General features: G+C 74.7%; 12 protein-coding genes. 10 read left to right on the forward strand and 2 right to left on the reverse strand.

What is annotated here, in order from left to right; translation table 11 throughout:
- Window positions 1–11: 11 nt before the first annotated feature.
- From bioD to CP977_RS05185, 5 genes are all read left to right on the forward strand, one after another.
- Window positions 12–740, forward strand: coding sequence for a dethiobiotin synthase (gene bioD, locus CP977_RS05165; protein WP_062758011.1), 729 nt, complete (start codon window positions 12–14; stop codon window positions 738–740).
- 263 nt (window positions 741–1,003) lie between these two features.
- On the forward strand, window positions 1,004–1,669 hold the full coding sequence (locus tag CP977_RS05170) for a class I SAM-dependent methyltransferase (RefSeq protein ID WP_152369695.1): 666 nt from the start codon (window positions 1,004–1,006) through the stop codon (window positions 1,667–1,669).
- Window positions 1,670–1,735: 66 nt separating this feature from the next.
- Complete coding sequence (locus tag CP977_RS05175) at window positions 1,736–2,158, forward strand: GNAT family N-acetyltransferase (RefSeq protein WP_062758015.1); 423 nt, start codon at window positions 1,736–1,738, stop codon at window positions 2,156–2,158.
- Between the two features lie 225 nt (window positions 2,159–2,383).
- Window positions 2,384–3,724 carry a hemolysin family protein gene (locus CP977_RS05180; protein ID WP_109186545.1) on the forward strand — a complete coding sequence of 447 codons (1,341 nt, stop codon included), beginning with the start codon at window positions 2,384–2,386 and terminating at the stop codon, window positions 3,722–3,724.
- Window positions 3,721–4,740 (forward strand): hemolysin family protein, encoded by a 1,020-nt coding sequence (locus tag CP977_RS05185; RefSeq protein ID WP_062758019.1) that lies wholly within the window; start codon window positions 3,721–3,723, stop codon window positions 4,738–4,740. Before CP977_RS05180 ends, CP977_RS05185 begins: the two co-directional genes overlap by 4 nt.
- Window positions 4,741–4,811: 71 nt before the next feature.
- Here the strand turns inward: CP977_RS05185 and CP977_RS05190 are convergent, their stop codons facing one another.
- Window positions 4,812–5,879: a maleylpyruvate isomerase N-terminal domain-containing protein gene (locus CP977_RS05190; RefSeq protein ID WP_152369696.1), complete on the reverse strand. Its 1,068-nt coding sequence runs from the start codon at window positions 5,877–5,879 to the stop codon at window positions 4,812–4,814.
- Window positions 5,880–5,943: 64 nt separating this feature from the next.
- On the opposite strand from CP977_RS05190, the gene CP977_RS05195 reads away from it, so the two are divergent.
- The 4 genes from CP977_RS05195 to CP977_RS05210 all read left to right on the forward strand — a co-directional run bounded on the left by CP977_RS05195 (window position 5,944) and on the right by CP977_RS05210 (window position 10,237).
- Window positions 5,944–6,741: an SGNH/GDSL hydrolase family protein gene (locus tag CP977_RS05195; RefSeq protein ID WP_062758024.1), complete on the forward strand. Its 798-nt coding sequence runs from the start codon at window positions 5,944–5,946 to the stop codon at window positions 6,739–6,741.
- Between the two features lie 74 nt (window positions 6,742–6,815).
- Window positions 6,816–8,258, forward strand: a complete 1,443-nt coding sequence (purB, locus tag CP977_RS05200) for an adenylosuccinate lyase (protein WP_152369697.1) — start codon at window positions 6,816–6,818, stop codon at window positions 8,256–8,258.
- Window positions 8,259–8,320: 62 nt separating this feature from the next.
- A complete protein-coding gene (mug, locus tag CP977_RS05205; RefSeq protein WP_062758028.1) occupies window positions 8,321–8,827 on the forward strand; it encodes a G/U mismatch-specific DNA glycosylase in 507 nt (168 codons plus the stop codon).
- A 252-nt stretch (window positions 8,828–9,079) separates the two neighbouring features.
- Window positions 9,080–10,237, forward strand: coding sequence for an ROK family transcriptional regulator (locus tag CP977_RS05210; RefSeq protein WP_125662371.1), 1,158 nt, complete (start codon window positions 9,080–9,082; stop codon window positions 10,235–10,237).
- 52 nt (window positions 10,238–10,289) lie between these two features.
- On the opposite strand, the gene CP977_RS05215 is transcribed toward CP977_RS05210, so the two are convergent.
- Window positions 10,290–11,030 (reverse strand): GntR family transcriptional regulator, encoded by a 741-nt coding sequence (locus CP977_RS05215; RefSeq protein WP_062758033.1) that lies wholly within the window; start codon window positions 11,028–11,030, stop codon window positions 10,290–10,292.
- A gap of 462 nt (window positions 11,031–11,492) precedes the next feature.
- Between CP977_RS05215 and CP977_RS05220 the strand changes: the two genes are divergently transcribed.
- The gene (locus CP977_RS05220; protein ID WP_062758035.1) at window positions 11,493–12,215 is read left to right on the forward strand and encodes a S1 family peptidase; all 723 of its coding nucleotides are present in this window, start codon (window positions 11,493–11,495) and stop codon (window positions 12,213–12,215) included.
- Window positions 12,216–12,252 lie beyond the last annotated feature (37 nt).

A 12,252-nucleotide genomic window follows, 5' to 3' on the forward strand; every position in this document is an offset into this window, starting at 1 on the left:
CTGGGGCAGGCATGGGAATCGTCGTCGTCAGCGGCACGGGGACCGAGATCGGCAAGACGGTCGTGACCGCGGCGGTCGCCGCCGTCGCGACCGCCGCCGGGCGGTCGGTCGCCGTCCTGAAGCCGGCGCAGACGGGCGTCGGGCCGGACGAGCGGGGTGACGCGGACGAGGTCGTACGGCTCTCGGGCGCCGCCGCCTCGGCCGAGCTGGGCCGCTTCCCGGAGCCGCTGGCCCCCGGTACGGCCGCCCGGCGGGCCGGTCTCGCGCCGGTCGGGCCCCGGGAGGTCGCCGAGGCCGCCCGGAAGCTGGCCGCCGTGCACGACCTGGTGCTCGTGGAGGGGGCGGGCGGGCTGCTCGTCCGCTTCGACGAGGAGGGCGGCACGCTCGCGGACGCGGCGGCGCTGCTCGGCGCGCCGGTCCTGGTGGTGGCCCCGGCCGGGCTCGGGACGCTCAACTCGACCACCCTGACGGCCGAGGCGCTGCGGGCGCGCGGGATCGGGCAGCTGGGCGTGGTGGTCGGCAGCTGGCCGGCCGCGCCGGACCTGGCGGCCCGCTGCAACCTGGCCGACCTGCCGGAGGCGGCGGGCGCGCCCCTGCTCGGAGCCGTACCGGAGGGTTCGGGCGCCCTGTCCCCGACGGAGTTCCGGGCGGCGGCGGGCGGCTGGCTGGCCCCGTCCCTGGGCGGGACGTGGGACGCGGAGTCCTTCACCCGGACCCACGCGGAGCCGTACGGGGGCTGACGGACGGTCGGGGCGCCCGGCGGCCCGGGGCGGAATGCGGCGCCTCCGCGCGGCCGGGCCGCGGTCTTCTCGTACGGCCGGGGCGTGAGATCCCGTACGGCCGGACCCTCATAAGCACAGGGGTGCAGCCCTGTGCCCCGGGGGCTTCCGTACGGGTCGGGGTTCGGGCGTCAGCCGTGTGGTCGGGGTTCGGCCCGTCGGGCCGCCCCGGGTGGGGCGGCTCCGTAGGGTGGAGGTACGCGCCCCTGTGGAAGGAGTCCCCGATGACGTCTTCGCGGCCGGCGCCCGGGGACCCGCCCCGGGTGCACCACCCCCTCTTCGCCCGCTTCTACGCCCGCTTCAGCGTCTCCGCCGAGACGCGGGGCGGGATCGGGGCCCTCCGGGCGGAGCTGCTCGCCGGGCTCGCCGGGCGGGTGGTCGAGGTCGGGGCCGGGAACGGGCTGAACTTCGCGCACTACCCGGTCGGGGTCACGGAGGTCGTGGCCGTCGAGCCGGAGGCCCGGCTGCGCGCACTGGCCGGGAAGGCCGCGCGGCGGGCGGCCGTTCCGGTGACCGTGGTGCCGGGGACGGCCGAGGCGCTGCCGGCCGAGGACGGCTCCTTCGACGCGGCGGTGGTCTCCCTGGTCCTGTGCACGGTACGGGACGTACCGGCGGCCCTCACGGAGCTGCGCCGGGTCCTGCGCCCCGGCGGCGAGCTGCGCTTCTTCGAGCACGGGGCGGCGGACACGCCGGGGCTCGCGCGGGTGCAGCGGGGCCTGGACCGCACGGTGTGGCCGCTGCTCTTCGGCGGCTGCCACACCTCCCGCGACCCGCTGGCGGAGATCGGGGAGGCCGGGTTCGCCCTCGGCCCGTACCGCTCCTTCGACGTGCCGGAGGGCGGGCCCCGGCTGCCGTCCTCCCCCTGCGTCCTGGGTACGGCGCGCCGGTGAGGCGCCGCCGTCCCGCCCTCCGGAACCCGCTGGCACGGCCGCAGGAGGCCGTGATGGGATCTGGCCATGATCGATCTGCAGATACGTGCCGCCACCGCCGACGAGGCCGAGGCCGTCCTCGCCTTCTGGCGGGAGTCCGCCGAGGGGACGTCCGTCTCGGACGACGTGCCCGGGGTCACCCGGCTCGTGGAGCGCGACCCGGAGGCCCTGCTGCTCGCGCTGGCCGACGGACGGATCGTGGGGTCCGTGATCGCTGGCTGGGACGGCTGGCGCGCCTCCCTCTACCGGCTCGCCGTCCTGCCCGCGTACCGGCGCCGGGGGATCTCCACCGCGCTCCTGCGGGCGGCCGAGGAACGGTTCGCCGCGCTCGGCGGGCGGCGCGCGGACGCCATGGTCCTGGAGGCCAACGGAACGGGGCGGATGCTGTGGGCGGCCGCCGGGTACGAGCGCGAGGACCACTGGCGCCGCTGGGTGAAGCCGCTCGCGTAACGAAGAGCACAGGGGGTGACCGTCACGCCACTTTGCCTCTCCTTTACCATGGTCCCCCGTCCCGACGACCGAAAGGTGTGAACGTCCGCCCATGGGCGAGCCTCCCAGTAGCAGTGGTTCCGCAAGACCCGAAAGACTCGAAAGCCCCGGCTTCGACTCCCGCTCCGGCCTCCGGCGCCGAGCGGTCCTCCTCCCGCCGCGTGATCATGGGACGGAGGTGAACCGATGACCGAAGTGCTGCTGCTCCTCCTCGCGCTCCTGCTCTCCCTCGCGTGCGGCGCCTTCGTCGCGGCCGAGTTCTCGCTGACCACGGTCGAGCGCGGCGAACTCGAAGCCGCCGCGAAGCGCGGCGAGCGCGGCGCGGCGGGCGCGCTCAAGGCCGTCCGGTCGCTGACGTTCCAGCTCTCCGGCGCCCAGCTGGGCATCACCGTCACCAACCTGGTGGTCGGCATGCTGGCCGAGCCGTCGGTCGCCAAGCTCATCAAGGGCCCGGTCGAGGCCCTCGGCCTCTCCCCCACGGTCGCCTCCTCGGTGGCCCTGGTCCTGGGCACCGCCCTGTCGACCGTGGTCCTGATGGTGGTCGGCGAGCTGGTCCCCAAGAACTGGGCCATCTCCTCGCCGCTCGCCGTGGCGAAGGTCGTGGCCACCCCGCAGCGCGTGTTCACGGCCGCGTTCAAGCCGCTGATCAGCCACCTCAACAACACCGCGAACCGGATCCTGCGCCGGCTCGGCATGGAGCCGACCGAGGAGCTGGCCTCCGCGCGCTCCCCGCAGGAGCTGGTGGCGCTGGCCCGGCACTCCGCGAAGGAGGGGGCCCTGGAGGCGGACACGGCCGAGCTGTTCGTCCGCACCCTCAACCTGGCGGAGCTGACCGCCGAGAACGTGATGACGCCCCGCGTGCAGGTCACCGCCCTGGAGGTGCAGGCCACCGCCGAGGACGTGGCGAACGCGACCCGCGCGACCGGTCTGTCCCGCTTCCCCGTCTACCGCAACAGCCTGGACGCGGTCGTCGGCATCGCCCACATCAAGGACGTCCTCGCCATACCGGCCGCCGAGCGGCACCGCCGCCCGATCGGCGAGATGCTGCGCGAGCCGCTGCTCGTCCCCGAGACGCTGACCGTGGACAAGCTCCTCGACCGCCTGTCCGGGAAGCAGACGATGGCGGTCGTCATCGACGAGTACGGCGGTACGGCCGGGGTCGTCACCCTGGAGGACATCGTCGAGGAGGTCGTCGGCGAGGTGCGCGACGAGCACGACCCGCACGAGACGCCGGACCTGGCACGGGCCGGCGAGGACGCGGACGGGCGCGAGCTGTGGTCCGCCGACGGCGCGGCCCGCACCGACCAGCTCGGTGCGATCGGCCTGAAGGTGCCGGACGGCCCGTACGAGACGCTGGCGGGCTTCGTCGCCCACGAGCTGGGCCGCATCCCGGCCGTCGGCGACGGCGTGGAGCTGGCCGGCTGGCGGCTCGACGTCGTGGACGCCTCGGGCCGCCGCGCGGCCCGCGTGCTGCTGCACGCGCCCGTGCACGCCGCCGGGGACGAGACCGGGGAGGTCGGCCGATGATCGCGATCCAGCTGCTGATCGGCCTGCTCACCCTGGTCGTGAACGCCTTCTTCGTCGGCGCCGAGTTCGCCCTGATCTCGGTCCGCCGCAGTCAGATCGAACCCCTGGCCGAGGCCGGGAACAAGCGGGCGCGCAGTGTCGTCTGGGGTCTGGAGCACGTCTCCGCGATGCTCGCGGCGGCCCAGCTCGGCATCACGCTCTGCACCCTGGTGCTCGGCATCGTCGCCGAGCCGGCCATCGCGCACCTGCTCGAACCGGTCTTCGACGCGGTCGGCGTCCCGCACGGCCTGGTGCACCCGATCTCGTTCGTGATCGCCCTGTCGCTCGCGACGTACCTGCACATGCTGCTCGGCGAGATGGTGCCGAAGAACATCGCGCTCGCCGAGCCGACGCGCTCCGCGCTGCTCCTCGGGCCGCCCCTGGTGGCGCTCGCGCGGGCGCTGCGGCCGGTGATCTTCACGATCAACGCCTTCGCGAACACCCTGCTCAAGCTGTTGCGGGTGGAGGTCAAGGACGAGGTGTCCGCGACCTTCTCGGACGACGAGCTGGCCCGCATGGTCACCGACGCCGGTGACGCCGGGCTCCTGGACGGCCGGGCGGCCGAGCGGCTGCACGACGCCCTGGAGCTGGGCCGCCGTCCCGTACGGGACGTGGTGATGCCGGCGGAGAAGGTGGTGTCCACCCCGGTCGGCACCACCCCGGAGGAGCTGGAGGCGCTGTCGGCGCGGACCGGGTTCTCCCGCTTCCCCGTGGTCGACCCGGAGCGGCACATCCTGGGCTATCTGCACGTCAAGGACGCCCTGGACATCGTCCCGCGCGACCTGCCGTTCCCGGTGACGTCGCTGCGGCCGATCGCCCGGGTGCGGGCGGACACGCCGCTGGACGACGCCCTGACCGCGATGCGCCGCAGCCGGACGCACCTGGCGGCGGTGCTCGACGAGAACGACCGGCCGGCCGGTCTCGTGGCGATGGAGGACGTGCTGCGCGAGCTGGTGGGGCGCCCGGCGGCGCCGTGACCGGTCCGCGTGGACGCCCGAAGGGCCCCGGGATCGTCCCGGGGCCCTTCGGGCGTTCTCCCCCGTACGGGTCAGAGCGCGGTGGCCGCCAGCCAGTCGTCCAGGAGGCTTCGGTCGCCGGCGTGCGTGAAGCACGGGTCGTCGGCGGCGTACCGGTGGTGCAGCAGGAGCAGCAGCTCCCCGGCGTCCGCCTCGACGGCGGCGGTCGGCTCGGCGCCGCCGCTCCCCCGGGTCCAGGTGAAGCCGCCCCCGCCGAGGACGAGGGTCCAGACGGCGCCGGTGTCGCGGGCGGTGAGGCGCAGGACCGTCCCGTCCCGGCCGAGCCGGGAGACCGGCTCCGCGATCCGGGCGATGTAGGGGGCGTCGGTCAGGAAGTGGTCGACGGCGTCCGCGGCCGTGGCGGGGTCGAGGGGGCCGGTCTTCCCGTCGACGGCGAGTTCGGCGTCGGCGAGGTGGACCAGGGTCTCGAAGAGCACGTGCCGGGGGTAGTGGCGGACGTGCGGGTCGGCGCCCGGGGACCAGACGGTGGCGTCCGGGTCGGCGTCGCGGGCCGTGGCGGCGAACCGCTCGGCGCCGGCGACGAGCCAGTCGGCGTACGCGGCGGGGTCGGCCGGCGGGTCGAGGGGGACGTCCCGCGCGAGGACGCGGGTGGCGGAACGGGTCCGTACGAGGTGCTCCGCCCAGCGGTGGACGGTGCCGACGTGCCGGGCGAGGTCCGCGAGGGTCCAGTCGGGGCAGCCGGGGACGGGGAGTGCGGGGTCGGCGTCGCGGACGACGGCGGCGAGGCGCCGGGTGTGGTCCAGGACGGCGTCGCAGGCGGCGGCGTGGGCGTCCGCGGAGGGACCGGAGAGGAGTCCGGAGGCGGGCCCGGCGGGAAGTCCGGAGGTGAGTCCGAAGCCCTCCGAGACCTTGAGCAGCACGTTCCGGCGGGGGCCCTCGGGCTCGCGCGGGGCGGTCGCGCGGAACAGTCCGTCGAGGGCGCGCCGGTCGGCCGCCGAGAGCCCGGCGAAGGCGTGTCCGGTGGACTCCAGCCACTCCACCGCCGTGTCGGGGTCGAGGACGTCCTCGTCGGCGGTCTCGACGGCCGTCACCAGTCCGGCCAGGGCCTCGGCCAGGGCGCTCAGGAGCGCGTCGCTCATCGGGTTTCCCCTCCCGGGTTCTCCACGGCATGCCTCGCATACCGCGCGGTATGATCGCTCCGCCATGGAGATCAATGCCACGTACAACAGTTTCGTCGCCCTCGGCGACAGCTTCACCGAGGGTATGTCGGACCTGAGGCCCGACGGTTCCTACGGCGGCTGGGCGGACGCCCTCGCGGGCCGTCTCGCCGCCCGCTCCCCCGGCTTCCGGTACGCGAACCTCGCCGTGCGCGGGAAGCTCATCGGACAGATCGTCGAGGAGCAAGTCGGCCCGGCCGCAACGATGGAGGCCGATGTGGTCACCCTCGTCGGCGGCCTCAACGACACCCTCCGGCCCAAGGTCGACATGGTCCGGGTGAGGGACCTCCTCACCGAGGCAGTGGAACGCCTCACACCCGCCTGCGGACAGCTGGTCCTGATGCGCAGCCCCGGCCGGAACGGGCCCGTCATGGAGCGCTTCCGGCCCCGGATGGAGGAGCTGTTCGCCCACATCGACGCGCTCGCCGCCCGGCACGGCGCCCTGGTCGTCGACCTGTACGGGGCGCCGTCGCTCGGCGACCCCCGGCTCTGGGACGTGGACCGGCTCCACCTGACGGCCGAGGGGCACCGGCGGGTCGCCGAGGCCGTGTGGCAGACCCTCGGCCTGGAGCCCGAGGAGGACTGGCGCACCCCGATGCCGCCGACCGCGCGCCCCCGCTGGGCGAGCCGGCGGCTCGCGGACGCCCGCTTCGCCAGGGAGCACCTGGGCCCCTGGATCGGCCGGCGCCTGACCGGCCGCTCCTCCGGGGACGGCCGCGCGCCCAAGCGCCCGGAGCTGCTTCCGTACGCGCCCTCGGTGAGCGTCCGGTCCGAGCGCCCGTGACCCGCGTCTCGTAGCAAGCTCCACATCGGGCGGCGGCGCCGACCTGCAGAAACCGCCAGGTAAACTCTGCCCACGTGACTGCTGTGACTGCGAAGCCCCGCATCCCCAACGTTCTGGCCGGCCGCTACGCCTCCGCGGAGCTCGCCGTCCTCTGGTCCCCCGAGCAGAAGGTGAGGCTGGAGCGGCAGCTGTGGCTCGCCGTGCTGCGTGCGCAGAAGGACCTCGGGATCGAGGTTCCGGAGGAGGCCCTCGCCGACTACGAGCGCGTCCTCGACCAGGTCGACCTCGGCTCCATCGCCGAGCGCGAGAAGGTCACCCGGCACGACGTGAAGGCCCGCATCGAGGAGTTCAACGCCCTCGCCGGCCACGAGCACGTCCACAAGGGCATGACCTCGCGCGACCTCACCGAGAACGTCGAGCAGCTGCAGATCCGGCTCTCCCTGGAGCTGATGCGGGACCGCACGGTCGCCGTCCTCGCCCGCCTGGGCAGGCTCTCCGGCGAATACGCCGAGCTGGTCATGGCCGGCCGCTCGCACAACGTCGCCGCGCAGGCGACCACCCTCGGCAAGCGGTTCGCGACGGCGGCGGACGAGCTGCTCGTGGCGTACGCGCGCCTGGAGGAGCTGCTCGGCCGCTACCCGCTGCGCGGCATCAAGGGCCCGGTCGGCACCGCGCAGGACATGCTCGACCTGCTCGGCGGCGACGCCGGCAAGCTGGCCGACCTGGAGCGGCGGATCGCCGGCCACCTCGGCTTCGCGCACGCCTTCACCTCGGTCGGCCAGGTCTACCCGCGCTCGCTCGACTACGACGTGGTCACCACCCTGGTCCAGCTGGCCGCCGCGCCCTCCTCGACCGCCAAGACGATCCGTCTGATGGCGGGCCACGAGCTGGTCACCGAGGGCTTCAAGCCCGGCCAGGTCGGCTCCTCGGCGATGCCGCACAAGATGAACACCCGCTCCTGCGAGCGCGTCAACGGCCTCATGGTCATCCTGCGCGGCTACGCCTCGATGACCGGCGAGCTGGCCGGCGACCAGTGGAACGAGGGCGACGTGTCCTGCTCCGTGGTCCGCCGGGTCGCGCTGCCGGACGCCTTCTTCGCCCTGGACGGCCTCCTGGAGACCTTCCTGACCGTGCTGGACGAGTTCGGCGCCTTCCCGGCCGTCGTCGCCCGCGAGCTCGACCGCTACCTGCCCTTCCTGGCGACCACCAAGGTCCTCATGGGCGCCGTGCGCGCCGGGGTCGGCCGCGAGGTCGCCCACGAGGCCATCAAGGAGAACGCCGTGGCCTCCGCGCTCGCCATGCGCGAGCAGGGCGCCGAGCGCAACGAGCTGCTCGACAAGCTGGCCGCCGACGAGCGGATCCCGCTGGACCGGACGCAGCTGGACGAGCTGATGGCGGACAAGCTGTCCTTCACGGGCGCCGCCGCCGACCAGGTCGCCGCCGTGGTCTCCCGCATCGACGAGATCGTGAAGCAGCACCCGGAGGCCGCCGCCTACACCCCCGGGGCGATCCTCTGACGCCCTCCCCCCGGTACACCCGGCAGGAGCTGGAGGCCGCTCGCGACCGCGTCGTTCCAGACGTGGTCGCGGACGGCCTCTCGGTGCTCTTCTGCGGGATCAACCCGGGCCTGATGACGGCGGCGTCCGGCCACCACTTCGCCCGGCCGGGCAACCGGTTCTGGCCGGTGCTGCACCTGTCGGGGTTCACCCCGAGGCAGCTGCGGCCGGACGAGCAGGACGAGCTCCTGACGTACGGCCTCGGGATCACGAACGTGGTGGCGCGGCCGTCGGCGCGGGCCGACGAGCTGACCCGCGAGGAGTACCTGGAGGGCGGGCGGCTGCTCTCCGAGCGGGTGGAGCGGCTCGTTCCGCGCTGGCTCGCGATCGCCGGCGTCACCGCGTACCGCGCGGCCTTCGACGAGCCGAAGGCGGCGATCGGGCCGCAGGAGCGGACGATCGGCACCACCCGGATCTGGGCGCTGCCCAGCCCGAGCGGGCTCAACGCCCACTGGTCGACGGCGGCGATGGCCGAGGAGTTCGCCCGGCTGCGCGAGGCGGCGGGGGTCGAGCGGCGCACGGAGACGTAGGGCGGTTCCGGTCCCGCCGTACGGGCCGGGGTCCGGCGGCGGGGTGGACCCCGGCCCGCCGGGCGGAGGCGCGGAAGGCCGCCGTCACCGCGCGCGCGGACCGTCAGACCTCGCCGCGCCGTCCGGGACGCCGGGGACCCCGTCGTCACCGCGCGCGGACCGTCACCCAAGCGTGACGGGGGCGGCACTCGCCGCGTCCGGGCCCATTGAGTACCATCCGGCTGAATGGCTCACGAGCTGGGAGGACACACGGTGGGGCGGCTGACCGGCGGGGATCCGTCTCTGCTGCGGCGGATCAACTCCGCGGTGGTACTCCATGCGCTGCGGGGCGCCGACGCGCCCACGCTGACCGATCTGACCCGGATCACGGGTCTGTCGCGGCCCACGGTCGAGGGGGTCGTCGAAGGCCTCATGGAGGGCGGGCTCGTCGTCGAGTCGGCGCCCGAGGAGGGCGAGGCCCGGCGGCAGGGGCGTCCGGCGCGGAGGTTCCGCTTCCGCGCGGAGGCCGGTCATCTGCTCGGCATCGAGATCGGCCCGCACCGGGTGGCCGCCCTGCTCTCCGGTCTCGACGGCCGGATCATCGGCGCCGGGTCCCGCGAGGTGTCGGAGACGGCGCCCGAGGACGAGCGGCTCGACCGGGTGCGCACGGTCGTCGCGGACGTGCTGCGCAGGGCCGGGGTCGCCCGGTCCAATCTGCGGGCCGTGGGCGTGGGCACGCCCGGGATCGTGGAGGCCGACGGGACCGTACGCCTCGGGACGGCGCTGCCCGGCTGGACGGGCCTCGCGCTCGGCGAGCGGCTGCGGCGCTCCTTCCGCTGCCCGGTGATCGTGGAGAACGACGCCAACGCGGCGGCGGTCGCCGAGCACTGGAAGGGTGCCGCGACCGACTCCGACGACATCGTGTTCGTCCTGGCCGGGCTGAGCCCGGGGGCCGGTTCGCTGATCGGCGGCCGGCTGCACCGCGGTTTCGGCGGGGCGGCCGGGGAGATCGGCGCCCTGCACCTGCTCGGCCGGGGCGTCACCCCCGAGCATCTGCTCTCGACCACGGACGAGCCGCTGCACCCGCTGGACGAGCAGGCGGTCGCCGAGGTCTTCGCGCTGGCCAGGAAGGGCGACGCGCGGGCCGAGGCCGCGGTGGAGCGGTTCATCCAGCGGCTCGTGCACGACGTGGCGGCGCTCGTGCTGGCCATCGATCCCGAGCTGGTGGTGGTGGGTGGCTGGGCGGCCGGTCTCGACGGGGTGCTCCAGCCGCTCCGCGAGGAGCTGGCGCGGTTCTGCCTGCGGCCGCCCCGGGTGGTGCTCTCCCTGCTCGGCGAGGCCGCGGTGGGCACGGGGGCGCTGCGCCTGGCCCTCGACCACGTCGAGGAGCAGCTGTTCGCCGTCGACGGAACGGTGACGGCCCGCCGCTGAACCGCCGGAGGGGCGGTCCCGGGGCGGGCCGGTGCCTGTCGGGGAGCGCGGGTTACGAGGCCATGACCAGGTCGACCGAGTCGCCGAAGGTGAGGCGGCAGGTGTCGGCGCGGTAGGTGGCCACGGAGACGGCGGCGGTACGGCCCCCGGAGAGGTAGCGGGTCGTCACGACGAGGACGGGCGCGCCGGGCAGCCGGTCGAGCTCCTTGGCGTCGTCGGCGCGGGCGGAGCCGAGCTCGACGGAGCGGTCCTGGCCGTCCAGGGCGAGGTGCTGGAGCTCGCGGAGCACGGCGCGGGCGCGGGCGGGGCCCGCGGGGGCGTCGATGCCGCTGAGGCCGGGGACGGAGCCGACCGGCACGTAGAGCAGTTCGGCGGCGACCGGCTGGCCCTGGGTGATCCGGAGGCGGCGGACGACGTGCACCCGGTCCTCGGCGCCGGTCTCCAGGACGCGCGCGACGGCGGCCGGGGGGACGTCCGAGGCGGAGTCCAGGGCCTGCCAGGCCTCGTCGCCGACGCCCGGCCAGGTGTGCTGGGTGGTGGAGACGTCCACGCCGACGCGCGGCGGGGCGACCGTGGTGCCGACGCCGCGGCGGCGCTGGAGGCGTCCTTCGAGCTCCAGCTGCTCCAGGGCCTGCCGGAGCGTGGCCCGGGCGACGCCGAAGCGCGCGGCGAGCTCGCGCTCGTTGGGGAGGATCTCCCCGACGGCGAAGTCCGAGTCGAGCGCTTCGCCGATCACTGTCTTGAGGTGCTGGTACTTCGGTTCCGGCACCGATGCCAGCTGCGTGGTCCCCACCCTGATCCTCCGCAATTCGCCGTGTCCCGCGGCGTTTTTCCGCGCCCTTGTTTATTAAAGGTTCCTGCACTAACTCTGCGACCATAAGGCGAGCCACCCCCTTGGTCAAGACCAATCCTCCGTCGAAAACCCCGGAATGCGGCCCTCTGACCTAGATCGTTCACAGGACGTTCGCACCCCAGTGAGGCCCTGGTAGCGGAAAACCCCCGCCGGGAGGCGGCGGGGGCGGGGGTTCGTGCGGCGCCGGGGCGCCGGGAGGGCCCCTCGAAGGTCCTGGGGGGAGAGAGCGCCGTGTTATGGCCAAGTGTTATTACCGCGTTCGCCCTCCTCTTCGGAATCATGGGTCATGTCCATGCCGAGTTACCGCCCCGCCGGCGGGACTCCGGCATGCGCGCGGCCCCCCGGGGCCGCCGCCCCCCACACGCGCGCCCGACCGGCGCGCCCGTCCGAATAGAGGAACCCTTGCGCATCACACGGCTCGTGCCCGCCCTCGCGGCCGCGGCGGTCTCCGTCCTCGCCCTGCTCGCCCCCACCGCCTCCGCGGCACCGGCGCCCGCGCCCCCGGCCGTCCAGGCCGTGCAGCCGATCATCGGCGGCGGCTACGCCTCCAACGCCCCGTGGGCGGCCCGGCTGTTCTCCAACGGCCGGGAGACCTGTTCGGCCACGATCATCGCCCCGACCTGGATCCTCACCGCCAAGCACTGCGTCACCGGCGGCGGGCTCTCGTTCCGCATCGGCAGCCTCGACCAGCACAGCGGCGGCACCGTGGCCAACGGCGCCCAGACCTACACGCACAGCTCCGACCTGGCTCTGGTCCGCCTCGACCGCTCCGTGTCGGCGACCTACGCCACGCTCGGCCAGCCGGGCACCGTGCGCGTCGGCCAGAGCGTCCAGGTGTACGGCTGGGGCGCCACGTCCCAGTGCGGCTCGGAGGCCAACTGCCAGTCCCGCTACCTGAAGGTCGCCAACGTCACCGTCACCGGCGGCTGCACCGACGCCTACGGCGGCTCCGCGATCTGCGCCCGCCGGGGCAACGGCATCACCGCCGGCGGCGACTCCGGCGGCCCGATGATGGCCGCCGGGGTCCAGGTCGGCGTCGCCTCCACCAGCGACCGCCAGACCACCACCGCGTACACCAACGTGACGGCGTACCGCTCCTGGATCAGGTCGATCGCGGGCGTCTGACGCACTTCCGTCCCGGCGGGCGAGGGGCCTTCCACCG

The sequence above is a fragment of the Streptomyces cinereoruber genome (genome assembly GCF_009299385.1).
Taxonomy (GTDB): domain Bacteria; phylum Actinomycetota; class Actinomycetes; order Streptomycetales; family Streptomycetaceae; genus Streptomyces; species Streptomyces bikiniensis.

Excerpts from the sequence above, each read along its gene's own strand:
- bioD (WP_062758011.1), top strand. The coding sequence starts at position 12 with ATGGGAATCGTCGTCGTCAGCGGCACGGGGACCGAGATCGGCAAGACG.
- CP977_RS05170 (WP_152369695.1), top strand. The coding sequence starts at position 1,004 with ATGACGTCTTCGCGGCCGGCGCCCGGGGACCCGCCCCGGGTGCACCAC.
- CP977_RS05175 (WP_062758015.1), top strand. The coding sequence starts at position 1,736 with ATGATCGATCTGCAGATACGTGCCGCCACCGCCGACGAGGCCGAGGCC.
- CP977_RS05180 (WP_109186545.1), top strand. The coding sequence starts at position 2,384 with ATGACCGAAGTGCTGCTGCTCCTCCTCGCGCTCCTGCTCTCCCTCGCG.
- CP977_RS05185 (WP_062758019.1), top strand. The coding sequence starts at position 3,721 with ATGATCGCGATCCAGCTGCTGATCGGCCTGCTCACCCTGGTCGTGAAC.
- CP977_RS05190 (WP_152369696.1), bottom strand. The coding sequence starts at position 5,879 with ATGAGCGACGCGCTCCTGAGCGCCCTGGCCGAGGCCCTGGCCGGACTG.
- CP977_RS05195 (WP_062758024.1), top strand. The coding sequence starts at position 5,944 with ATGGAGATCAATGCCACGTACAACAGTTTCGTCGCCCTCGGCGACAGC.